General features: G+C 43.4%; 20 protein-coding genes, 1 riboswitch and 1 other annotated feature. Of the genes, 4 read left to right on the forward strand and 16 right to left on the reverse strand.

Translation table 11 applies throughout. The features are described 5' to 3' along the window. Positions 1 to 395 precede the first annotated feature (395 nt). The 11 genes from AS888_RS10080 to AS888_RS10130 form a co-directional block, all read right to left on the reverse strand. A complete protein-coding gene (locus AS888_RS10080; RefSeq protein ID WP_061142052.1) occupies positions 396 to 932 on the reverse strand; it encodes a GNAT family N-acetyltransferase in 537 nt (178 codons plus the stop codon). Positions 933 to 1,159: 227 nt separating this feature from the next. Further along, on the reverse strand, positions 1,160 to 1,807 hold the full coding sequence (locus AS888_RS10085; protein ID WP_061142053.1) for a hypothetical protein: 648 nt from the start codon (positions 1,805 to 1,807) through the stop codon (positions 1,160 to 1,162). Next, positions 1,794 to 2,435, reverse strand: coding sequence for an ATP-binding cassette domain-containing protein (locus AS888_RS10090; protein ID WP_061142054.1), 642 nt, complete (start codon positions 2,433 to 2,435; stop codon positions 1,794 to 1,796). Before AS888_RS10090 ends, AS888_RS10085 begins: the two co-directional genes overlap by 14 nt. An 11-nt stretch (positions 2,436 to 2,446) precedes the next feature. Next, positions 2,447 to 3,169: a DUF2705 family protein gene (locus AS888_RS10095; protein ID WP_061142055.1), complete on the reverse strand. Its 723-nt coding sequence runs from the start codon at positions 3,167 to 3,169 to the stop codon at positions 2,447 to 2,449. Continuing rightward, positions 3,162 to 3,893, reverse strand: coding sequence for a WxPxxD family membrane protein (locus AS888_RS10100; RefSeq protein WP_061142056.1), 732 nt, complete (start codon positions 3,891 to 3,893; stop codon positions 3,162 to 3,164). Before AS888_RS10100 ends, AS888_RS10095 begins: the two co-directional genes overlap by 8 nt. Then, positions 3,883 to 4,647, reverse strand: a complete 765-nt coding sequence (locus tag AS888_RS10105; protein WP_061142057.1) for a DUF2705 family protein — start codon at positions 4,645 to 4,647, stop codon at positions 3,883 to 3,885. The genes AS888_RS10100 and AS888_RS10105 overlap by 11 nt, the downstream gene beginning before the upstream one ends. A 70-nt stretch (positions 4,648 to 4,717) precedes the next feature. Continuing rightward, positions 4,718 to 5,203: a DUF2712 domain-containing protein gene (locus AS888_RS10110; RefSeq protein WP_061142058.1), complete on the reverse strand. Its 486-nt coding sequence runs from the start codon at positions 5,201 to 5,203 to the stop codon at positions 4,718 to 4,720. A gap of 292 nt (positions 5,204 to 5,495) precedes the next feature. Continuing rightward, a complete protein-coding gene (locus tag AS888_RS10115) occupies positions 5,496 to 8,663 on the reverse strand; it encodes an Ig-like domain-containing protein (protein ID WP_061142059.1) in 3,168 nt (1,055 codons plus the stop codon). A 295-nt stretch (positions 8,664 to 8,958) separates the two neighbouring features. Then, entirely contained in the window at positions 8,959 to 11,373 is a 2,415-nt protein-coding gene (leuS, locus tag AS888_RS10120) for a leucine--tRNA ligase (protein ID WP_061142060.1), read from the reverse strand. A gap of 52 nt (positions 11,374 to 11,425) precedes the next feature. Further along, positions 11,426 to 11,657 (reverse strand) — a binding site (T-box leader). A 148-nt stretch (positions 11,658 to 11,805) separates the two neighbouring features. Continuing rightward, positions 11,806 to 12,069, reverse strand: a complete 264-nt coding sequence (locus AS888_RS10125; RefSeq protein ID WP_061142061.1) for a DUF2524 family protein — start codon at positions 12,067 to 12,069, stop codon at positions 11,806 to 11,808. Between the two features lie 96 nt (positions 12,070 to 12,165). After that, the gene (locus AS888_RS10130) at positions 12,166 to 12,672 is read right to left on the reverse strand and encodes an SMI1/KNR4 family protein (RefSeq protein WP_061142062.1); all 507 of its coding nucleotides are present in this window, start codon (positions 12,670 to 12,672) and stop codon (positions 12,166 to 12,168) included. 170 nt (positions 12,673 to 12,842) lie between these two features. Here AS888_RS10130 and mnmL point away from each other — a divergent pair, with 170 nt between their 5' ends. Then, on the forward strand, positions 12,843 to 13,811 hold the full coding sequence (gene mnmL, locus AS888_RS10135) for a tRNA modification radical SAM protein MnmL/YtqA (RefSeq protein WP_061142063.1): 969 nt from the start codon (positions 12,843 to 12,845) through the stop codon (positions 13,809 to 13,811). Then, complete coding sequence (gene mnmM, locus AS888_RS10140; RefSeq protein WP_061142064.1) at positions 13,801 to 14,373, forward strand: tRNA 5-(aminomethyl)-2-thiouridylate-methyltransferase MnmM; 573 nt, start codon at positions 13,801 to 13,803, stop codon at positions 14,371 to 14,373. Before mnmL ends, mnmM begins: the two co-directional genes overlap by 11 nt. Before the next feature lie 162 nt (positions 14,374 to 14,535). Here the strand turns inward: mnmM and AS888_RS10145 are convergent, their stop codons facing one another. Then, the gene (locus tag AS888_RS10145; RefSeq protein WP_061142065.1) at positions 14,536 to 15,339 is read right to left on the reverse strand and encodes an alpha/beta hydrolase; all 804 of its coding nucleotides are present in this window, start codon (positions 15,337 to 15,339) and stop codon (positions 14,536 to 14,538) included. Positions 15,340 to 15,549: 210 nt separating this feature from the next. Here AS888_RS10145 and AS888_RS10150 point away from each other — a divergent pair, with 210 nt between their 5' ends. Beyond that, complete coding sequence (locus tag AS888_RS10150; protein ID WP_061142100.1) at positions 15,550 to 16,068, forward strand: gamma carbonic anhydrase; 519 nt, start codon at positions 15,550 to 15,552, stop codon at positions 16,066 to 16,068. A 148-nt stretch (positions 16,069 to 16,216) separates the two neighbouring features. On the opposite strand, the gene metK is transcribed toward AS888_RS10150, so the two are convergent. Continuing rightward, positions 16,217 to 17,410 carry a methionine adenosyltransferase gene (gene metK / locus AS888_RS10155; protein WP_061142066.1) on the reverse strand — a complete coding sequence of 398 codons (1,194 nt, stop codon included), beginning with the start codon at positions 17,408 to 17,410 and terminating at the stop codon, positions 16,217 to 16,219. Positions 17,411 to 17,573: 163 nt separating this feature from the next. Continuing rightward, a riboswitch (SAM riboswitch) is annotated at positions 17,574 to 17,736 on the reverse strand. Positions 17,737 to 18,080: 344 nt separating this feature from the next. On the opposite strand from metK, the gene pckA reads away from it, so the two are divergent. Further along, positions 18,081 to 19,667: a phosphoenolpyruvate carboxykinase (ATP) gene (pckA, locus tag AS888_RS10160; RefSeq protein WP_061142067.1), complete on the forward strand. Its 1,587-nt coding sequence runs from the start codon at positions 18,081 to 18,083 to the stop codon at positions 19,665 to 19,667. Between the two features lie 138 nt (positions 19,668 to 19,805). Here the strand turns inward: pckA and AS888_RS10165 are convergent, their stop codons facing one another. From AS888_RS10165 to AS888_RS10175, 3 genes are read right to left on the reverse strand one after another with little or no spacing between them, the layout of a single operon-like run. Beyond that, positions 19,806 to 21,107 (reverse strand): nucleotide sugar dehydrogenase, encoded by a 1,302-nt coding sequence (locus AS888_RS10165; protein WP_061142068.1) that lies wholly within the window; start codon positions 21,105 to 21,107, stop codon positions 19,806 to 19,808. Positions 21,108 to 21,149: 42 nt separating this feature from the next. Beyond that, positions 21,150 to 22,466, reverse strand: a complete 1,317-nt coding sequence (locus tag AS888_RS10170; RefSeq protein WP_061142069.1) for a glycosyltransferase — start codon at positions 22,464 to 22,466, stop codon at positions 21,150 to 21,152. A 29-nt stretch (positions 22,467 to 22,495) separates the two neighbouring features. Further along, positions 22,496 to 23,695, reverse strand: a complete 1,200-nt coding sequence (locus tag AS888_RS10175; RefSeq protein ID WP_155645454.1) for a glycosyltransferase family 4 protein — start codon at positions 23,693 to 23,695, stop codon at positions 22,496 to 22,498. Between the last annotated feature and the right edge of the window lie 19 nt (positions 23,696 to 23,714).

Below are 23,714 nucleotides of genomic sequence, written 5' to 3' on the forward strand. Positions count from 1 at the left end.
CTATAGAATGGAAACCTACCAAAGTAATCATTGTAAGGAACGTTGCCATGGCTTTTTCTTGCATAGTCCTTCTCTCCTCTTATTTTTTTCCGTTACCAGCTATATTACAAGAAAAGCGGGGACGGGAAGTTTCATAATTAAAACGCGAAATACCAAATCTGACACTATGAAAATGAACATGCATGCTTTAAGATCGAAGAGGAGAGATTGCTGGGGTAGCTGTTCCTGTTAATGAAGGAACAGCTAACACTTTTAAAGGAAAAAGGAATCGTCTGTTCCATGTTGGTTGGTTACACTGATTTAATTTGGCTCTTGAAAACACAAAGGAGATACTACTATTTGTCGTAGTATCTCCTTTTAAAGTTCTCGGATCATGCAGCTGTAATCCCGATCCTCTATCTTTTATTCATTTCACGCCATTCGTTTTCTAGAACACCCATTTCAATCAAATTCCAGTATTCATCACCATTTTTACGAGCATCCCTTAAAAATCCTTCTCTAACAAATCCAGCGTTTTCATAACAACGAATCGCAGATGTATTAAAATCAAAAACACCTAAGGTTACCTTATGTAGTTTTAGTTCTTCAAACGCAATTGTCAAAATGGCTTTCATCATTTCAAAACCAATCCCTTTTCCTCTTACTTCTGGTGAACCGACCAATACCTTCCCTACTCTCGCTGATCTATGAACTCGGTCGACTTTCCCTAAAGAAATGTGTCCAATCACTTTTTGTAAGTCTTGGTCGATTACTTTGTAAATATATGTATCAGAATCTTCTTTGTTCGCTTGTTCAAGGTATTTTTCTAGTTGCTCTTCCGTTAACGGATATTGGAATGCAGGACCACCCCATTGCAATGCAAATTCAGCTGAAGGTATCCAATTTATTAATTGTTCTATATCTGAGCGCTCGAAATATTGTAGTTCAATCATCATCCATCCTCCTTTTATTTTTAAATTCCGCCTTTTAGTTGAACGAAAATCCTTACCTTATTGTACATGTATGGGAATTAGCAAGCACCCTATTTTATTTAAAAGGATCGGCCTTCGCTTTTTAACAACTCATTACTCGTGAACAACTAAAATGCATTAAGGGACCCAATTAGGGTCCCTTACCTTATAGATTAACTTACATCTTTAATTTTACATTGACCAGTGCACTATTCGTTTTCCTGCGCGTTTACCTCCAATATCAAATTACCTGCATTTGAGATATAGCCCTCTTTTCCCGTTTTATCAATATAGACGTTATAGCCCTTTTTCAGTTCGAGCACGATTGGCTTTTTCACTTTTTCACCGATTTCCCATTGAATCGTCAGCAAGCTTTCGGTTTGCGTTTCATCTTTTATATCGACAAACACTCGGATTTTATCGCTTGTTCTTGATAGTAGATAATTCCCCGATGGTATCTCTGTACCGACCACATAATGACCAGGATCTTTCATGATGATTTGTTGATTTTTTTTCACGACTTTTTTAAATTCAGAAGGCTTGAATTCAATCTTCCCTTTAATCGACATTTTCGAATTTAGATAAAAAGGCCTTGCATGTAAAACAGCATTTTTGTGCATTTTATCGCCAAAAAACTCCGCTTCACTATCGAGGGCTTTAATGTCATAATGGCCCTGATCGATATCCTTTCCGACGATGATGTTTTGTGACTCCAACACCTTATAGGAAGCTGTATTATTTTCCGTATTTCTATGATCGGCATTCATCTCTGAAGGAACAATGTACACTTTATAAATAAGAAATCCGCTTATTAATACGAGTAAGGTTAACGCGGCTATGGTTTTATTTAGAGTCAAGGACGATGCCTCCATTATCCATCTTTATATATTCATCGGCTAATGCTTCCAGGTCTTGTTTATGATGGCTTGTCAGCAGAATGAGTGCGCCGCGCTCTTTTTCTTCCTTCAAAATGCGATAAACTAGCGTAACTCCTTCTTCGTCAATCGCATTGGTCGGTTCATCCAATAACAAGATGTCCGGTTTTTCAAATATCGCTTGAGCGACACTTAGACGCTGCTTCATTCCTAACGAAAATTTCCCTACCTTCATTTTCGATTCCGGATCAAGGCCGACTCTTCTTATATTAACTTTAATATCTTCATCCGTGGCGATGTTCCTGATTTTCGCTAATATTTTCAGATTCGTATAAGCATCATACTGGTGCAGCAGCGAAGTGTTTTCAATAATGACACTACTATTAGCCGGAAAGGAAATATCTTTATGAAGGATTTTTTCGTCTATGGCAATTTCTCCTGAGCTTGGCATGAGCAAGCCTGCCATCGCTCTAAGCAGCATCGTTTTACCGGAGCCATTCCTTCCATACAAACCATATATTTTCCCGCTGTTAAACTCATAATTGATATCATGCAAAAGAGTTTTCTTCCTTATCTTTTTATGTAAAGAGCGAATTCGTATTGTCGTCATTGTGCACCTCGTTAAATTAAATCGATTTTCTTTAATCGTCCATATGTTAAAACAGTTAAAATGAGCGTCATTACGGTTAGTACAATATAAGCATGTACTGCTGATATTCCGCCCATTTCAAGGACATCACTTCTTACATACATCCCGAAATTGGGAACCAAAAAATAGAGTAACCACGTCAGCTTTTGCGCAGATAAAAGAACTCCGCCCAAAGTGACCGAAACAAGCACATAAACATTTGTCAGCAATAAAGCTACTTCCTCCGTAACATGCAGCTGAAGTGCCATTTGGATGAAAATCAAGACAAAATTGGACAACATATAAAGACTCGCTATCCAGATGAATGATTGAAAATCATCATAAAAAAAAGCCTGCTCCTCATTAGTTATAAAAGCGAATACGATCGAGAAAAGAAACTGGATGGAAGATAATCCAAATATAAGAATCATTAGATTACCGATTCTTCTAAATCCAAGCTTCACCCTGCTTTTTTCCCTGATCATCAGGTACACGCCATAACCGGAAATATACTTCCGCATATAACCGAGCGATAAAAAGCTCAAGCCAGCAAAGAACATATACCATGTTCCCAATACAACAAACTTATTACTGACCGGAACTCCGCTAACGATCATATAGCCCGTAAGATCGGCAATAGAGCCATCAAAATAATCAAATAATAAAATTTGCAACAAGATGATGATCAACATCAGTAAGAAGATACGTTTAGTCATCGGAAACACCAACCAGGAAATCTTTTTCCTCTATTGCAAACAGCCCAAGTAAAGCCATCACGAGAGATAGCGATACCTCTTTTCCTAACAAAATCAACGATTGATATCCGGTCATTCCGCTGCTTAAAAAAGGATCGATTACATTTGCATCACTGGCAGGGCCCCATGCCAGATTCAGCTGACTCTTCATTACATATAAGAAAAAACAAATACAAAAGGTCGCTGCCATCGCCATGATTGAATTGGAATAATCAAAAATGAAATAATAAAGCAGGCCAATCGAGAAATAGATACACGTCAATAATGCTAGATTAAGAAGTGTTAGTTTCCAAAAATCCGAAGATACAAAATGAAATCGATCAAATAGGAACACAGCTGCGAAATGAATCAATAAGATGCTGAACGCAAAGATAAACGAACTGATAAAAACTTGGATCGTCCGTCTACGATACAAATCAATTCTGGATGTGAAGCGAACGATCCTGTGCGGATGCTCATCTTCAATAAAAAAACGATAAAACAGTAACAAAGGAATCATATATGTGATCAATAAATTTTTAACCGAGAGATAGCCTTCTACACTTCCACTTACATCAATGATCAATGGATACGCTGGATCTAGCTGCTTGATTTTTAAATAATGAATATTATAGGTCATCCATAAACATCCAAATAAAAAACATAGCAGCAGGGATACATACACTTTTTTTTGATTAGATTTCATCACTTTTCACCTTATACAGAAACCCGGCCGTGATGATCGCTAAAAACAGGATGGTCGATCTAAAGAAAATCAACCCGAAAGCTTCCAAGGTCACTTCGTTAAAAGGCTGGATGATCATGGCCAATGAATAATTCAGTCCTAAAATTTGTGAAAACCAAATAACAAAGCTTAACGGATATGTATACTTCATATCCGGGAAACACCAGCTAAGGACAGTCGCCATCCCTGCGCATAAGCTCGTGTAAAACCCAAAAATGATGATATAAACCACATTGGCGACAGCAGGCATTTGGTTGGCGAGTGTATATATAGGATTTTCCGGAAATAAATCCGGGGTCAACCCAGTGTCAAATTCACCATTCCTGAATACCAAATAGACAATGAACATATTTAACAGCAAGCAACCAACCATCACTAAAAAGGAAAATGACATATTTCCCAATAACATCGTTTTATAATAAGCATATCGCCCTTTTTTGGTCGCTACGATATAATGGTAGCCTGTTTTATAGTCTTGAATATAGCTGTCGGCGCACATGATTAATAGAAAAATGGGCAAAAACCAGATTAGTAGTATTTGCATCATATGACCTAATGAACTTGCCGCTAAAAAAGTGGCTAGATGGGGCATGATCCATGATTCTGAAACATTGCCGATCAAGATAAAGATATCAATCATGACAATCGCCATTATACATAACACGATGAACTTTGTTTTTTTATTATGTGTTAATCGATAATAATAACTATTCATTTAGTCTCCCTTTATAAGGCCACCTTGAATCAACGATCATCCAAGGTAGCATCACCATATTCATCATTTTTTATTTATTATATTCTGTGGTGTATGTTTCTTTATACTGTCCAGGTAATATCCTCCCTGTCTCTTCATCCCAATATCCGTTTACGGAATAGGTGCTAGAACTCACATTATTATTCTCAGCCGTTAACCTAACATTAGCCGCATTCGCACCTGCATTGCCTTTAACATAATGATTTCGCCCACTATTTAAACCGCCGCTACCAGCTGTAACTTTAACTGAAGGAGATACGTTCGTGCCGTTGCTTTTTTCGAGCCAATACGTCGTTACCGTATTAGTTCCTTCTGTTGATTTATACATTCTCACTTTCCATGTATTCCGTTCTGTAGTCGTTTGACGATACTCTGTGCCTGTGTACGAATTTTTTTGATCCTTCTGAATTGTAAATGAATACTTGTTATTCTCATTTCCAGCCTCAACTGATAGTGTTCCTAACCCAATCGAGCAAGCTAAAATGGTCCCTAATGCTATTACTCTTATTTTTTTCATGTTATATCCTCCTGATATGAAATAAGTGCATTTTCTTGGCGCTGGCCATTGTAGTCACTTCAAAAATTTTTTGATGTTTTTTTCATCCCTGTTCTTTCGCTCATCTCCTTTGATCCAGTAAAGATTCATAATACTGGAAAAGAGAGTATATGAAGTTCCAATATTAAAACGGGAAATACCATATTTGAAATTTCACTCCAAGCTCATAGCATCGCTGATGGAGCGGAGCCTCCCTTTTTTCCCACAACAAAAAGGCCGTTTAACATATTCGTTAAACGGCCTTCGCGCATTGCTATTTGGATTTTTTCACGGTTACTTTTGTTGCTTTTCCTGTATTGCCTGCTTTATCTTTTGCTGAGACATATAACACGGACCCTGCTTTTTGCTTGCTGATTTTGACGGAGTAGTTCCCCTTCTTATCAGCGGTTGCCGTTCCGATGTTTTTATTGTTTTGCTTTACGGTAACTTTTGAACCCGCTTCCGCTTTACCTGTTACTTTTGTTGCTTTGTCATTCACTTCATTCACTTTCGGTGCGGATGGTGCGGTTTTATCTTTCACTGTTACCTTTGTTGCTTTTCCTGTATTGCCCGCTTTGTCTTTTGCTGAGACATATAACACGGATCCTGCTTTTTTCTTGCTGATTTTGACGGAGTAGTTCCCCTTCTTATCAACGGTTGCCGTTCCGATGCTTTTATTGTTGTACTTCACGGTAACGGTTGAGCTCACTTCCGCTTTACCTGTTACTTTGGTGGCGCTGTCGCTTACTTCATTCACTTTCGGTGCATCCGGGGCGGTTTTATCGAGAACCGTCACGGCTGCTGCCTTGCTTTCGCGTTTTGCTAGATCAGTTGCTGTGACCGACAGTTTGGAGCCGGCCTTTTGTTTGCTGATTTTGACTTTGAAATTTCCTTTGCTGTCCGTGTTTGCTGAGCCGATCACTTTTTTCGCACTGTTTTTGACCGTGACTTTCACCTCGGCTTGCGATTGACCCGTTACATACACGTCTTTGTCGCTGACAGGCTTAACGGTTGGCTTAGCAGGGGTTGCACCCTTGTTCACGAATACTTTGATTGAAGAAGTTGCCAGTTTGGCAGAATCAGAGATATGCACAGTCAGCATCTGCTCCGCTTTTTGGACCGGAATCTTGATAGTGAACGTTCCGTTAGCAGCCGCCGTTGCTTTACCTAGTGATTTACTTCCGCTTTTCACTTCGATCGCCGAACCTTTTTTAGCCGTTCCAGTCAGGGTTGTTTTATTATCGAATACAGAGTTGACCTTTGCTTGTAAATCCACAGCACTTAGTGCACTGAAAGCATTCAATCTTCCGTATCCTGATACTAAATCTTTACCGACAGGCAGTTCCTCTTGAGGAATGATGATTTCTCCATCTTCATCTTCATATTCCTCAGTAGGGTAAGCATTATCTTCTTCTTCGAATTTCACATATTCGGAGGTATCATGAAGGATTTGCCTTACTTCATTCACCTTCAATCCAGGGTTTGCGGATAATAACAGCGCTGTAGCTGCCGCAACATGCGGAGCTGCCATCGACGTACCATCCATATACGTAACGTTTCCATTAGGGACAAGGCTTGGGATGGCTGTCCCAGGGGCGACCATGTCCAATTGGAATCCATAATTGGAATAATCGGATACTAAGTCAAGAGCATTGGTTGCACCGACGGAAATCGCATATTTGGATGATGCCGGATAAGATAGAGCTTCCACCCCATCATTACCGCTTGCCACGATAACCATTACATTCTTCGCAGCTGCTTCCTTCAAGGCATATTCGATCGTCCTGCTGTATTCTCCGCCCAAACTTAAGTTTATTACCTTGGCACCGTGATCGACGGCATATTTAATGCCCAGTGCAATTTTCTCGTTATCTCCATAGCCTGAAGAATCAAGCACCTTTACAGGCATGATTTTCGCTAATGGATTGATTCCTTGCATCGAATATCCGTTATCCGCTTTGGCAGCGATGATGCCGGATACATGTGTTCCATGGCCATTGTCATCGATGGCATTGCCTTTTTTATCGATGAAATTCTTGCCTAAGTCCATGCGGACACGATCTTGCAAATCAGCCAGTGAATCATCGACACCCGTGTCGACGACCGCCACCAATGTTTCCTTTAAATTACGTTTTTTAATCAAGGCTTGCAGTTTTTCGTTATCGATGTCCGCGCCCTTGATGCCTTCTTCTCCACCAGGATTATTCAACGACCATTGATACGGTGACTGAATATCGGCTGAAAGAGCTTTATACGTTTTGACCGGCTCAATATATTCCACTTCTGAAAGGTTTTCGATCGATGATAGAGCTGATGCGCTCATCTTGGCTTGGCTCTTTAACTCCACGACGTACATATCATCATACATTGGCTCTTGCTTCTCGGGAGTCGACAGTTTTCCATATCCTTTTCCGCTTACCTTGGATTGGAAGGAGCTTAATGACTTCCCAGGTTTAAGTTTGACGATGTATTTGTTTTTTGTATTTTTTGAAGCTGGCAGCTCGATTCCCGCTTTACTTGCGATATCGACTACCTTTACCCCTGCAAGATCCTCAAGATCGATTTTCTTTGCCAGGCTTTCCATATCCTTTTTCAATCCAGCCGGTGCGGCATCCGCAGCCATAGTGTACAATTCTTTAATTGCTTCTTGCTGTTTGCCTTTTTCAATGACTGCGGTGCTGCTTGCTCCGTTTTCATTTAGATCATCAATCAGCGGCTTAATCTCGACTAAATATTTATACGCGGCATCCCTCGCTTTTTTATTGCTAGCCAGATGATAGGCAAGGAATGGCGAAGCCTTATAGTATAAAGAAGAAAGGCTGCGTCCCTCAGACGACGTCGTGAGAACTTCATCTCTAAACACACGGAGTGATTTCAACAATGATTCACCCGTTTTCTTGTCGTACGCACTCACTTCGACCGGACATTCTTCAAGTCCCATCTCCTCTTCCCCAGCGGATGGCGGCAAGGTTACCGAATGGGCATTGATGGAATATCCCGCTTCATTTTTGGCATCCGGGATTGGATTTCCTTCATCATCCGTTTCGCCTAAATATTCAACTTTCACATAATACGTTCCTTCCCAGGCATATGGGAAATCAATGACGGCTTTTTCATCCGGATAAGAAGAAAACCAATAGTTGCTCTCATCCTTTTCGGCTTTTTCCTTACTTGAATAGACGGATATATTCAAAATTTTATCCGAATCGACCTCAAACTCAATATGGGAAAACTTTTGTATTTCTTCTGCTGTCGGGTTGATTTGGTACCAGTGAACATCCGGTTCATTGAACTTCCCGTCCAATGTATCCCCATTTTTAATCGTTTTGACATTTTCAATTGATGTAGTTACAGCTTGTGAATTTTGCGGAATCATCAAACTGAAAATCAAGGCAAAAATAAGTACAAACGCTGTCAATCTACTAACATGGTTAAGTTTCACGCTTTTACCTCCAATATTTGGTTAAAAAAATATAGTACTATACCAAATTATCACACTATAAGATTTTATCAACCAATTTTTTCCCTTTTCCATGTGAAATGTTGATATATGTGAACGGCGAACCGAAAAATGATTCCCATGTACCAAGTTAGCGACATAATTGGAAAATTACGGACAACCACTGATGATTTCATCTAAAACCGGGCTGTTCCAAACAAGACTTAAGTCCTGTTTGGGCCACAAAAAAACTGCCCCGGCACGAAACTCGCGCGGAGCAGTTTTCCTTCGATTGCTTTTAATTAGCGACGATATTCACTAATTTGCCAGGCACGGCAATGACTTTGCGAATCGTTTTCCCGTCGATTTGTTCTTTGATGGAGTCATCGCCCATCGCGATTTCTTCCAGTTTTTCTTTCGTGGTGTCAGTTGGCACCATCAGTTTCGTTTTGACTTTTCCGTTGATTTGGATGACGATTTCGACTTCGTTATCCACTAGCTTCGCTTCATCGAAGGCCGGCCATGTTCCGTATGTGATGCTTTCGGAGTGACCCAGTTTGGACCAAAGCTCTTCGGCAATATGCGGTGCAACCGGTGCAAGCAGTTTGACGAAGCCCTCGACATATACTTTAGGAAGCGAATCCGCTTTATACGCGTCATTGATGAATACCATCAATTGTGAAATTGCCGTATTGAATTTCAATTCTTCATAGTTCTCGGTCACTTTTTTAACCGTTTGATGATAGACCTTCTCAAGCTTGCCCGTGTCATCCGTTTCGGTCAGCTTATCCGTTAATGTTCCATCCTCGTTGACCAATAAACGCCAGATACGGTCGAGGAACCTGCGCGAACCATCCAGCCCGTTTGTCGACCAGGCAATCGATGCATCCAATGGTCCCATGAACATTTCATACATGCGAAGTGTATCGGCACCATGGCTTTCAACGATATCATCCGGGTTCACGACATTTCCTTTTGATTTACTCATTTTTTCATTATTCTCGCCAAGGATCATTCCTTGGTTAAATAGGTTTTGGAATGGCTCCTTCGTTGGCACGACGCCGATATCATACAAGAATTTATGCCAGAAACGCGCGTACAGCAAGTGAAGCACCGCATGCTCGGCACCGCCAATATAAATGTCGACCGGCATCCACTCTTTCAATTTTTCGGGATCTGCCAACGCTTCCGTGTTATCCGGGTCGATATAACGAAGGAAGTACCAGCTGCTGCCTGCCCATTGCGGCATCGTGTTCGTCTCGCGGCGCCCTTTCCGTCCGTTTTCATCGGTTACGTTCACCCATTCCGCAATGTTCGCAAGTGGAGATTCCCCTGTCCCTGAAGGCTTGATGTCTGTCGTTTTCGGTAAAATCAACGGAAGTTCCTCTTCCTTCAGTGCAGACATCGTCCCATCTTCCCAATGGATGATCGGGATCGGTTCACCCCAGTAACGCTGACGGCTGAATAACCAGTCGCGAAGACGGTAGGTAATTTTCTTCGTACCGATTTCTTTTTCTTCCAGCCATTTGATCATGGCTGAAATGCCTTCTTCTTTATCCAACCCATCAAGGAATTCCGAATTCACATGAAGGCCATCGCCTGTATACGCTTCACTCGTGACATCCCCGCCAGCGACGACTTCCTTGATCGGCAAGTCGAACTTGACAGCAAATTCATAATCACGTTCATCATGCGCAGGAACGGCCATGATCGCACCCGTTCCGTAGCTGATCAGCACATAATCGGCAATCCAGATCGGCATTTTTTCGCCGTTTACCGGGTTCATCGCATAAGCCCCCGTGAAAACGCCTGATTTATCTTTTGCCAAGTCGGTTCTTTCCAAATCGCTTTTATGCTTCACTTCATCCAAATAAGCCTCAACTGCATCTCTTTGTTCAGCTGTCGTAATTTTATCGACAAAGTGATGTTCCGGGGCCAATACGGCATAAGTTGCCCCGAATAACGTATCAGGACGGGTCGTGAACACCGTGAAGGTATCATCAAAGCCGTCGATATGGAAAGTAACTTCCGCTCCCTCGGAACGCCCAATCCAGTTACGCTGCATATCCTTGATGTTTTCCGGCCAATCCACATCATTCAAATCGTCGATCAAGCGGTCTGCATAAGCCGTGATGCGAAGCATCCATTGCTTCATCGGACGGCGCTCGACCGGATGGCCTCCCCGCTCACTTTTCCCATCGATGACTTCTTCGTTCGCCAAGACCGTGCCAAGTGCTGGACACCAGTTAACGGCCACTTCATCAATATAAGCCAAGCCTTTTTCATATAACTTCAAGAAAATCCATTGCGTCCATTTGTAATAGTCAGGATCCGTCGTATTGATTTCACGATCCCAGTCATAAGAAAAACCAAGTGCCTTGATTTGGCGACGGAACGTGTTGATGTTGTGCTCCGTGAATTCAGCTGGGTCATTTCCCGTATCGATTGCATATTGCTCTGCCGGAAGTCCAAAGGCATCCCAGCCGATCGGATGCAGGACATTATATCCTTGGGCCCGCTTCATCCTGGCTAAAATATCGCTTGCCGTGTAACCTTCCGGGTGTCCTACATGAAGACCTGCCCCTGAAGGATATGGGAACATATCAAGGGCGTAGAATTTGCGTTTACCGCTTTCTTCGCCCGTCTTGAATGTCTTGTTGCCCTCCCAGTAATGCTGCCATTTCGTTTCTATGCTTCTATGGTCAAAACTCATTTGATTTCCTCCTTATTCCGTATAAAAAACAATAAAAAACCCCTCATCCCAAAATAGGGACGAGAGGATTATGTATATCTTCCCGCGGTACCACCCACATTGGCGATAGCTAAAATCCGCCCAGCTTAAACATCCGTAACGTGGATTGGTTCGTCAGGCATTACTTTTCACCTTCACACCTGAAACTCCAAGGCGAGTTCACAATCATCCCAGGTTGACTTGCACCACCCGTCAACTCTCTTTGCTGGAATAAAATCGCTACTGTTCCTCATCATAGTCTTTATGAGAATATTGGATTTTATTTCATTCTAGTCAATTTCACCGATAATTGCAATAGCCGTACCTAAACATTATCGACAGGTTTTTCATTATATATGCGAATTCCGAAAAAATCGTGCAAAAAGGGAGCCATGAAATCATGGCCCCCTGTTCTTAATGTCGAAGTACGATCATTTCATTTTTCAATTCGTTCAACTGCTGCTTCATCCGCGAAAGCATTTCCCGTTGCTGGTCATTCGAACTGGCATACAAGCGTTCCATATCCGTCAAAGCCTCTTCGATATACCTTTGCGAATTTTGAAATTGTTCATCATCATAATGCTCTTGCCGTGAAGCCTCGTTAAACTCATACTCTGCAAAATGGAGAGCTCCTTCACATTGCTCTAAAAAATGATCGACGGATTGTCTGGTTGCCATTTCAAACCCTCTCCTTCGCGTATCATTTGGATGATTTGTAATCATCTTGCTTAGTTTGAACAAAACACGAGAGGATTATCAGCGTTATTTATCAAATCATCCTTTATCCCAAAACTTCTCACCTTGATCCGATATGAAGCGCTCGATCCATTCGGCAAAGCCCATTTGAAGTTTCTCGCCTTCTTCAAAATCATCGAGATGGCCCTTCACCATTATATAATCCGTATTCCCCTCGGCTACGGCTCTCCCGTCAATGACGATATTATCTTGATAGATGCAGGCTACCTTAAAGCAGCCTTCAAAGGGGAGTTCATATGTGTAATTCATGATATCATCAAGGCTGTATATATCATTTTCCCCGCCTGATTCCCGTGTTTCGAATAATTTGCAGCCATTCGTTATTTTCAAAAACTCTTTATAATCTTCGGGCAGATGCAATCCGGTTTTCTTTTCAAAGGAATGAATTTCCTCATCCGAAGCAGGTGAATTGAAGGTACAAGAGGCTTGGTATATAAACCCATCTTCCTTTGCTTCGAATACCTGATTATTTTCGGCTAATCGCTTTTTCATATGATTAATCGCTTCTTCAACTTGACCGGTCATGTCCATCAGCTCCCGATTGGATATAGTCTTTCACTTGATTATGTCGAATTAGCAGCCATAAATTCAGCCCTCAAGTATACATTATACGCTTATTTTTCAAAAAAAGACCTAGCTGCCGGAATGTTGTATAATATATGGTGCGCTTCATTTATACCAAGGAGGTTGCTGATTTGAATCAAGCAAACCCGTTTAAATATGCAACGGATAACAAACGATATCATACATGGAATTACCACTTGAGAAATCATTTTGGACATAAGGTTTTTAAAGTTGCCCTGGACGGCGGCTTTGACTGCCCGAACCGTGACGGCACGGTCGCACATGGAGGCTGTACCTTCTGCAGTGCTTCAGGCTCGGGCGACTTTGCCGGCAGCCGCGTCGAGCCGCTCGACGTCCAGTTCAAAAAAATCAGCGAACGGATGCACCATAAATGGAAAGATGGAAAGTATATGGCCTATTTCCAGGCGTTCACGAATACGCATGCACCAGTCGATGTCCTTCGCGAAAAATATGAACAGGTATTGACCCAGGAAGGTGTGGTCGGGCTCTCGATAGCGACACGCCCCGACTGCCTGCCGGATGATGTAGTCGAGTATTTGGCAGAATTGAACGAGCGCACTTACCTATGGGTGGAGCTTGGTCTTCAGACGGTTCATGAAAAGACCGCGACGATGATCAACCGCGCCCATGACTTCGACTGCTATAAAGAAGGGGTCGATAAGCTGCGTAAACATGGCATCCGCGTCTGCTCCCATATCATCAACGGCCTTCCTCAGGAGGATTACACGATGATGATGGAAACGGCCCGGGAAGTCGCCAAACTCGATGTGCAGGGGATAAAGATCCATTTACTTCACCTTTTGAAAGGGACACCGATGGTCAAGCAATATGAAAAAGGCTTGCTTGAATTCCTTGATCGCGATGAATATGTCAGCCTTGTATGCGATCAGCTGGAAATCATCCCTCCTGAAATGATCGTTCATCGCATAACTGGTGACGGTCCGATCGATTTGATGATCGGTCCGATGTGGAGCGTCAATAAATGGGATGTCCTGAATGCCATCGACGCCGAATTGAAACGCCGCAACAGCTGGCAAGGAAAAAATCATCAATTGGGGGAACAAACAGATGAAGCTTGACCGCATCTTGCCTTACGCAAGAATTTTGCTTGAAAAAACGGTGCAGCCCGGAGATATCGCCGTGGACGGCACGATGGGCAACGGCTTTGATACGGCCTTTCTTGCCGGACTTACAGGTGGAACGGGACATGTCTATAGTTTCGATATCCAAAAAGAAGCCCTCCAGAACACAAGCGTCAAACTGGAGAACGAAGGTCTAAGCAATCAATGCACGCTCATCCATGATGGGCATCAACACCTCAGTAACTATATCAGGAAAGAACATGCCGGAAAGATTACCGGTGCCATATTCAACCTGGGCTACCTACCGGGCGGGGATAAATCGATCATCACCGAAGCCGATACAACGACAGCCGCCATTGAACAGCTGTTCGAATTGCTTGCTCCCGAAGGCATCATCGTTCTCGTCATCTACCATGGGCATCCAGGCGGATCGCAGGAACGCGATGCACTGATGGACTATGTGAAAAACTTCTCGCAACAAAAAGCCCATATCCTGAAATACGGCTTCATCAACCAAGCCAACCATCCTCCCTTCATCATCGCGATTGAAAAGAGGTAATCCTGACGGACGGATTACGCTCAATCAAGGACGAATTATGCGATGTTGGACGGATTACGCTCGCCGTCGGACGAATTACGTCCGATGTTAAACAAAATAAAAAGCTGCCGATCACTCATTTCGGCAGCTTTTTTACATATCCGGCACAGCGGTATATTCGGGTCAAACGACATAGCCTAATATTTTCAAACGATTCTCAACAAAGCTCAGGGCATATTGGAATACGTCATCTCGTTCCGGCTCGTTGAAGATTTCATGATAAAGCTTTGGCCATTCTTTATATTGCTTCTCACTGGCCAAGTTATAATTAAACCACTCACGAACCGCCTTCTTATTCACGATTCGGTCATCTCCGCCCTGCATGACCAAAAGCGGCACATCCTGAAAATCAGGGATTTCCTCAAAGGCATCCTTCATGGCCTGGGAAAGCTCCCGATACCAGCGAACCGAAACCTTTGTGATGTATAAAGTATCATTCCTATCGCATTCACGGACCTCCGAGCTTCTCGTTGCCATTTCAGGAGTTAGTCCCGAATCGACCCTGAACTGGGGCATCACGAAATTCAAGCCATGTGAGATGCTTGCGAGGAATTTCGGAGGCTTGGTTACGAGCCCTAAACAAGGTGAAGATAAAATCACGCCTGCAATATCCCATTCCTCTTCCTGAAGAAGCCGAATTGAAATCAGGCCTCCCATGCTATGTCCAAGCAAAAAGACCGGGAGCGAGTATTCATAAGCTTCCTCTATCCAGCTTTTCACTTCATCTAAATATTCATCAAAGGAATCGATATGTCCCCGGTAGGCACGAGTGGTCATGCCCTGCCCAGGAAGGTCGCCCATGACGACATGGTATCCGGCTGAAAGCCACATTTGGGTAACCCATTTATAGCGTCCGTGATGCTCCATTGCCCCATGAATGATGACAATGACGCCTTTTGCGTCCCCTTCTGTCTCCCATTTCCACATTCGAAATCCCCCTTTCACTTTTCACTTGTTGTATACGATCCATGATAGTTAAAATATATATATAAATTATAACCATATTCGCGATTTTCGACAAAAAAGAAAACTAACAAGGTTGTACATTCGTATTATAAATAGCCAAGTGTATTTGCATACGGTATATTAAAATAATACATAAAAACATTCACTTCGGAAAGGAAATGATTGAAAATGATTATTTATCCGTTCAAAGGCAAGGAACCACAGATTTCCGAAAGCGCTTATATTGCGGAGAATGCAGTCGTGACAGGCGATGTGAAAATTGGCGACGAATCGTCAATCTGGTTCAATTCCGTCATCCGCGGTGATGTGGCCCCAACCATCATCGGTAAAAAGGTCAGTATCCAAGATAATAGTGTCCTCCACCAAAGCCCCAATAATCCATTGATCATTGAAGATGAAGTAACCATTGGCCATCAGGTCATTTTACATAGCTGTAAAATCCGTAAAGGAGCCTTGATAGGCATGGGCTCGATCGTACTTGACGGAGCCGAAATCGGTGAAGGAGCTTTTATCGGTGCCGGCAGTCTCGTTCCCCAAGGCAAAGTGATCCCGCCGAATATGTTGGCATTCGGACGCCCGGCCAAAGTGATCCGCGAAATCAATGCGGAAGATCGTCAGGACATGGAACGGATCGTGCGCGAATATGCCGAAAAAGGACAATACTACAAAACAGCAGACCGAATAAAATAAACTAGGGGCTTGTCCATGCCTCTAATACACGCCAAATATCCTCTGGTAAATCACTCAGTGGGTTTATTGAATTATTCCCTCTGCAAACCAAATTAATCCTACCAAAAAAAGGTGCACCGCAATTAGCGGCGCACCTTTTCCATCTGGATCATGCTTGTGCTTTTAAAGTTTCTGCTTTATCCGTGCGTTCCCACGGAAGATCGACATCGGTACGGCCAAAGTGTCCGTATGCAGCTGTCTGCTTATAGATTGGGCGACGAAGGTCAAGCATTTTGATGATGCCTGCTGGGCGAAGGTCGAAGTTAGCGCGAACTAGGTCAACCAGGACGTCTTCGCTAACAGTGCCCGTTCCGAATGTATCAATCGAGATCGATACAGGCTCTGCCACACCTATAGCGTAAGCCAATTGTACTTCGGCTTTATCGGCCAGGCCAGCTGCCACGATGTTTTTGGCAACATAGCGTGCAGCGTATGCCGCAGAACGGTCAACTTTCGTAGCATCCTTACCAGAGAATGCACCGCCGCCGTGACGAGCGTATCCGCCGTACGTATCAACGATGATTTTACGGCCAGTAAGACCTGCATCCCCTTGAGGTCCGCCAATTACGAAACGGCCAGTCGGGTTGATGAAGTATTTCGTTTCAGCATCGATCAATTCAGCAGGAACCACCGCTTTGATGACATGCTCTTTTAAATCGGCTTGAATTTGCTCAAGCGTGATTTCTGCATCATGCTGTGTTGAGATGACGATCGTATCTACACGTACAGGACGGTTATTTTCATCATATTCCACAGTTACTTGTGTTTTTCCATCCGGGCGTAAGTAAGCAAGCGTTTCATCTTTACGTACTTGAGCCAAGCGGAATGAAAGCTTATGGGCCAATGAGATCGGAAGCGGCATAAGCTCTTCTGTTTCATTGCAAGCGAATCCGAACATAAGACCTTGGTCCCCTGCACCGATTGCATCGATTTCTTCCTCTGACATGTTGCCTTCACGTGCTTCCAAAGCTTTATCGACGCCAGCTGCGATATCGGCAGACTGCTCATCGATCGAGCTCAATACAGCACACGTTTCAGCATCGAAGCCGTATTTCGCGCGAGTGTAGCCAATTCCCGCAATCGTATCACGGACGATACGCGGAATATCCACGTAAGCGGATGTTGTAATTTCACCAGCAACAAGCACAAGACCTGTCGTTACACTTGTTTCACACGCAACACGTGCATTTGCATCCTTAGCAAGGATAGCATCTAAAATGGAATCTGAAATCTGATCACAAATCTTGTCCGGATGGCCCTCTGTAACAGATTCAGAAGTAAATAGACGTTTCTTTGACATCATATTTCCTCCTTGGAAGTTAGTATGTGGTAGGCATAAGCCTGATTTTTTTACGGAACTCGTTTCCCTTATTAGCTTCAACTATAGACACAGAATTAATTAAAAAACACAAAAACCTTCCCTGGAAAATGAGGAAAGGTTTAACATTCTGTCTTCTATCCTTTCACTCTTATCGTTCAAGGGTTTTTTACCTTGCTCAGGTTAGCACCATCACCACTTTTCCTTGAAGAACACCGCTTTATTTTCGGCGATTGCTCTTTTGGTCAAGTTCAATATGGCAGGTTGCTGGGTTTCAAAGGGCCTGTCCCTCCACCAACTCGGGATAAGAGAATCCGTACAATTTAAGATAATATCGTATTGGGTCGGAATTTGTCAATGATTTTCTATCAAGAACATTTCCGGTCAACGGCCAAATCGGGCACAACAAAGTTCGCTCCCCCGCCATCAAAGGACTTTCAGGCGCATGAGATTGATTAGTACTTCCTATAATAAAGGGGAAATCGACTTTCATTAAAGCATATGCAGGAATCCCGGCATGGTTCCTGCCCATTTAAAATGATGAATCTAACCAGATGAAAATTATCACAATTCAGATGATATAGTATAGACTATTTAAATAAATGTGTTATACTAATTGTAATATAAAACTTAAACAAAGGAAGGTACCTCATATATGAATTCTGTAGACGTTTCTAATGAGTTACACCAGTTATTAACAGGAAACAACGTGCAAACTCAGCTTTCAGTTCCTAAATTGGTCGAAAAGGTATTAAGCAGGAATGAAGGGGTTTTAACTTCAACTGGAGCAGTAAAAGCAGAAACAGGCAAATATACTGGCCGTTCACCTAAAGATAAATATATCGTCGAGGAAGCATCCGTAAAAGATAAAGTCGATTGGGGTCCAGTGAACCAGCCAATTTCGGAAGATGTGTTTAATAAACTATATAATAAAGTAATTGACTACTTAAAAGCAAAAGAAGAGATTTTCGTTTTCAAGGGCTTCGCTGGCGCAGAAGAATCATCCCGCCTTCCAATTCGTGTCGTTAATGAATATGCTTGGCATAATCTTTTCGCGCATACTTTATTCATCCGTCCAAACGAAGAGGAGCTAAGAGGCCATGAAGCAGAATTCACGATCCTTTCGGCACCTAACTTCAAAGCAGATCCAGCGGTGGACGGAACGCAATCCGAAACGTTCATCATCGTTTCTTTTGAACGCCGCACCATCTTGATCGGCGGAACGGAATATGCAGGTGAAATGAAAAAATCGATCTTCTCGATCATGAACTACCTTCTTCCAGAGGCTGGAATCCTTCCAATGCACTGCTCTGCGAATGTAGGACGTGAAGGGGACGTCGCTTTATTCTTCGGACTGTCCGGAACCGGCAAGACGACTTTATCTGCAGACACGAATCGCAAGCTGATCGGTGATGATGAACACGGCTGGGCTTCTAACGGTGTTTTCAACATCGAAGGTGGCTGCTATGCGAAAACGATCAACCTTTCACGTGAAAAAGAACCACAAATCTTCGATGCCATCCGTTTTGGAGCCGTCTTGGAAAATGTTGTTGTTGATCCGGATACACGTGAAGCGGATTATGATGACAGTTCATTGACGGAAAACACCCGTGCCGCATACCAAATGCAAGCAATCGATAATATCGTGAGCCCAAGTATCGCCGGACACCCGAATACGATCATTTTCCTGACGGCTGATGCTTCAGGCGTATTGCCTCCAATCAGCAAGCTGTCCAAGGAACAAGCGATGTTCCATTTCCTAAGCGGATACACAAGCAAGTTAGCTGGAACGGAAAGAGGGGTAACTTCACCGGAGGCGACATTCTCCACTTGCTTCGGTTCACCATTCTTGCCGCTACCTGCTACACGCTATGCTGAAATGCTTGGTGATAAAATTGACGAGCACAATGCAAAAGTATACCTTGTCAATACAGGATGGACAGGCGGAGCATACGGAACTGGAAGCCGCATGAAACTTGCTTACACGCGTGCCATGGTTCAGGCGGCACTTGAAGGGGAACTGGCTAACATTGAAACGGTCAAGGATGAAATCTTTGGTTTGAATATCCCGCTTCATGTTCCTGGCGTTCCGGACGAAGTGCTTCAGCCAATCAAGACTTGGGCAGATCCTGAAGCTTACAAGCAATCCGCAACGGACCTTGCCGCTCAATTCCGTGCAAACTTCAAGAAGTTCGGCAGCGTTCCAAATGAAATTGAAGATCTTGGCGGGCCGATCGCTTAAAATAAATCATTCACAAAAGGACCAAGCACTAGCTTGGTCCTTTGTTCTGTCCATATAGGTTAGAACGAACCTCCTTTCTTCCCCTAAAAAAGGGCACGGACACAGTGGTCGGCACCCTTTTCCATTCATTAGGTTGATTTAGCTGATCGCTTTATTTCTGGCTTTTTCCTTCGACACCTTTTTATATTGATAAATATTGCCCAAGTTGGCGACCGGGACTTCGGTCTTCGTTACATCAATGCAATTGCGTGTATCGAGGATCATTTTATTGGCCATCAGATTTGATAGATTGTCATAATCCATCAGCTTGAATTCATCGTGGTCGGTCAAGACGAGAATCAGGTCGGCATCGTTTACGGCATCCTCCACTGAAACGATGGGCATCATGCCTGACTGAACATGCGGGTCATGCAGGGCTACGTCCATGTGGTCCATCCCCATCAAAATATTGACGACATCGATGGCAGGACTTTCCCGGATATCATCGACATTCCCTTTGTAGGAAAGCCCGAAGATCGCCACCTTTGGCCGCTCGATTCCTTCAAGCATCATCCTGACGCAATTGACAATGTAATAGGGCATCGATACGTTGGTATCACGGGCCAGCTTAATGATTCTCGCAAACTCTGGGGCTTTTGCGACAACGAAATAGGGATCGACCGCTAAGCAATGACCGCCGACTCCTGGCCCTGGTTGGTGAATGTTGACACGCGGGTGCTTATTGGCCATCGATATGACGTCCAATACATTGATGTCCAGCTCGAAGCACACTTTCGTCAGTTCATTTGCAAGGGCGATATTCACATCCCGGAAGGTATTTTCCATCAGCTTGGACATTTCCGCCGTCTTGGCATCCGTCTGAATGATCTCCCCTTTAACGAAGGTTCGATAGACCAGGCTCCCTTCATATGAGCATGTTTCCGTAATTCCGCCGACGATACGGTTATTATGAACCAGCTCTTCCAATATCCTTCCAGGCAAAACACGTTCAGGACAATGAACAAGGAAGATCTCTTCTCCGATGGTAAGGCCCGTCATTTCAATCATCGGTCTGATATGATCATCCATGCTTCGAGGAGCGATCGTCGATTCGATGATGATGACATTTCCCTTCCTGATGAATGGAAGGATGCTTGCGACAGCTTCGGTGACATGGGTCAAATCACAGGATTTGTGCATGTCGGTTTTATTTGGCGTAGGCACAGCAATAATGAAAACATCTGCATATTCCGGTCTTAATGACGCTTGGAACTTTTGGGCATCCAGCACTTCATGCAAAACCTGCTCCAAACCAGGTTCCTCGATATGGAGCTTGCCCTGATTCAAATTGGAGATGATATCAGGATGGATATCCACTCCGACGACGTCGACACCATGTTTCGCAAACATTAAAGAAGTTGGCAGTCCTATATAACCCAGTCCCAATGTACATATTTTCATATAAACCACTCCTATTCATTATGATCTGCTACACTCGCTAGCTCAGGCAGTTTGATAAATCTCGATGAAGATTTCCTTCTCTTGCTTCCAATTGTATTTTTGGCGGGCCATCAAGCAATTCCGGCTCATTTCCGCCCTTTTTTCAGGATGCTTCAGTAAGTAATTGACTCCTTCCGCAATGGCTTTAGGATCATGTGAATCGACACATACACCGATCCGTTCCGCATCGACCACCTTTTGAATTTCGGGGAAGCTACAGGCAACGACCGGCACACCGCTCATCATGTATTCAAATAATTTATTCGAAGAAGCGGAATAGTGATTAAAGCAAACATTATTCAATACTTGAAAACCTAAATAAGCATTTTTCGTATAATGGAGCAATTCGTCGACCGGTACCTTTGGCAAGAATTTCACCCGATGCTCCAAATCCATTTCCTTTACCTTCTTCATTAATGCAGCCTTGATTTTTCCATCTCCTATAAAAACCACCGTCCCTGCCTTGATCAGCGGCACAGCATCGACCAATTGCTCCAGCCCCCTGCCCATCTGGACACCGCCTTGATACAACAATATCGGTTCATCGGGCGGCAAACTCAGCAGCTCATGCAAATCCACGGACGTGCTTTCCTCCGGATTGGTCGGAATCGGATAGTTATGGACAACTTTTGGATAGAGACCATATAAGTCTTCATTATATTTAGCTCTCGTATGGTTCTCGGCAATCATTTCGTCGACGAATAGTAAGAGGAATTTCTCCATCGTCCCGTAGATCCGGCTATTATATCCCGTTCTGCTCGTTTGGACTTCATGCGAATCATAAATCAGCTTTTTCCTTCTCAGCCATTTACTGCTGATCGCTCCCTGCATGAGCGTATTCAAGTCATTGGAATGGTAAAAATCATATTTCTTTTTCCGCCCATGATAAACCATTTGACCAAAAATATAGCTTCTTGTTAATAAAGTCGGCAGCTTCGTACGGGTCATGATCATGGACCCCAAGGCAAGGATTGCTAGGGAGCCAATCAAAATCGCCGATCCCGCCCAGCTAGTGATCAAGTTCAGGTTCAACATCGTGTTCCAAACCAATAAGGTCAATAAGGTGATTTCAAACTTCTTTTTCTTCAATTTGCCGACGATCCTAAGAATTTTATGAAGTGCCTCCCAGCGGTTATTGACCCTTGTGACCGTGAAGCCACTTTGATGTTTTTCCTTTTTGGGCAAATCTTTGATTTTCCAATTATGGATGGCGATCAAATCCACTTCATACCCCACTTCCGTAAGTGCTGTACATTCTCTTAGAACCCTTGCATCGTTCGTAAAGTGATTCCACACAAACATACATACCTTCTTCGTCATGTTGTCCTCCACTTCCGGTTTATTCTTCCCTACGCCTCCAAGACGTTGATGAGGCCTTTAATATTTTGGGACCATTGAAAATGCTGTTTCGCATATACATAACCGTTTTCCCCTAGCTCTTCACGCAGCGCTCGATCTCTGGCCATGGTCAAAATGTGGCGACTGATTTCATCCACATCCCGGCTATCTGCCACCAGCCCGCACTTCGCCTCTGAGATCACCTGCTTGGCCCTTCCCGCCACATCACCGACAATCGGCTTTCCGACACACATATAATCAATGATCTTTCCAGGCAGCACCGTATTGAACACCTCTTTTTCCACCAAGCTTACATAAGCAATATGGGAGGAGGAAACTTCATGAAGGGTCACCCTCCGATTCATCGCATTCATGACTTTTATATTCGCCAATCCCTTCGCGCTGATTTCCCTCTCGACTTCAGCTGCCCGGTAGCCGTATCCGATTATCGTGAACTCGATTTGCTTATGTTTCCTTAACGTTTCAGCAATGGCTATCAGTTTTTTCAGGTCTTGGGCCAGTCCGATATTCCCGGTATAGACGACCTTGATTTTCGTTTCAGAAATGGGGGTAAATACATTCCGCAACGCCAGCTCATCACCAGTGAGCGAATTGGGGATGAAATGAATCGTTTCTTCCTCGACCCCCTTGGCCCTGATATAATCCCTGAACCCAGGACTATTGATGATAATATGATCTGAATGCCTATACAGCTTCCGCTCCAGGACGTATGCGAACTTCAAAATCCATTTATTTGCGAAAACCCCCACTCCCATCAACGATTCTGGCCATAAGTCCCTGACATCGGTAATGAGTTTCGCCTTCATTTTTCTCTTGGCAATCAATGCTGCCATCGTCGGGAAAATTGGCGGTGTCGAGACAAACACATAATCATAAGTTTTTTCGAGACGGATGATTGTATAAATGAAAAGCCACATCGCTTCCAGATAATGCAGCAAGCGCCTTCCCATATTGCTTGTATACCGCTTCACCTTATTCGGTTTTATCCTGATGACATCTTCCTCAATATGTTCCTCATCCCAAAATTCATGGTCTTGATACAAACCTTGATCGGGATAACTCGGTTTCAACGTGATGACCGTTACTTCATATCCGTTTCTTTTCAAATGGAGATACACATTTTTCATTCGATTTCCCGCACTTCCGATTTCCGGATAAAAGTTTTGCACGATCATCAGGACGCTTTTCATATTCACCTATCACCTCTAT

It is taken from the genome of Peribacillus simplex (assembly GCF_001542915.1).
In the GTDB taxonomy this organism is placed as follows: Bacteria; Bacillota; Bacilli; order Bacillales; family DSM-1321; genus Peribacillus; species Peribacillus simplex_B.

Bases quoted from the DNA above. Each gene is read 5' to 3' on its own strand.
- AS888_RS10110 (WP_061142058.1), bottom strand. From the start codon at position 5,203: ATGAAAAAAATAAGAGTAATAGCATTAGGGACCATTTTAGCTTGCTCG.
- AS888_RS10170 (WP_061142069.1), bottom strand. From the start codon at position 22,466: ATGACGAAGAAGGTATGTATGTTTGTGTGGAATCACTTTACGAACGAT.
- pckA (WP_061142067.1), top strand. From the start codon at position 18,081: ATGAATTCTGTAGACGTTTCTAATGAGTTACACCAGTTATTAACAGGA.
- AS888_RS10080 (WP_061142052.1), bottom strand. From the start codon at position 932: ATGATTGAACTACAATATTTCGAGCGCTCAGATATAGAACAATTAATA.
- metK (WP_061142066.1), bottom strand. From the start codon at position 17,410: ATGATGTCAAAGAAACGTCTATTTACTTCTGAATCTGTTACAGAGGGC.
- AS888_RS10090 (WP_061142054.1), bottom strand. From the start codon at position 2,435: ATGACGACAATACGAATTCGCTCTTTACATAAAAAGATAAGGAAGAAA.
- AS888_RS10105 (WP_061142057.1), bottom strand. From the start codon at position 4,647: ATGAATAGTTATTATTATCGATTAACACATAATAAAAAAACAAAGTTC.
- AS888_RS10165 (WP_061142068.1), bottom strand. From the start codon at position 21,107: ATGAAAATATGTACATTGGGACTGGGTTATATAGGACTGCCAACTTCT.
- AS888_RS10100 (WP_061142056.1), bottom strand. From the start codon at position 3,893: ATGAAATCTAATCAAAAAAAAGTGTATGTATCCCTGCTGCTATGTTTT.
- leuS (WP_061142060.1), bottom strand. From the start codon at position 11,373: ATGAGTTTTGACCATAGAAGCATAGAAACGAAATGGCAGCATTACTGG.
- AS888_RS10175 (WP_155645454.1), bottom strand. From the start codon at position 23,695: ATGAAAAGCGTCCTGATGATCGTGCAAAACTTTTATCCGGAAATCGGA.
- AS888_RS10125 (WP_061142061.1), bottom strand. From the start codon at position 12,069: ATGGCAACCAGACAATCCGTCGATCATTTTTTAGAGCAATGTGAAGGA.
- AS888_RS10145 (WP_061142065.1), bottom strand. From the start codon at position 15,339: ATGTGGAAATGGGAGACAGAAGGGGACGCAAAAGGCGTCATTGTCATC.
- AS888_RS10130 (WP_061142062.1), bottom strand. From the start codon at position 12,672: ATGACCGGTCAAGTTGAAGAAGCGATTAATCATATGAAAAAGCGATTA.
- AS888_RS10095 (WP_061142055.1), bottom strand. From the start codon at position 3,169: ATGACTAAACGTATCTTCTTACTGATGTTGATCATCATCTTGTTGCAA.
- mnmM (WP_061142064.1), top strand. From the start codon at position 13,801: ATGAAGCTTGACCGCATCTTGCCTTACGCAAGAATTTTGCTTGAAAAA.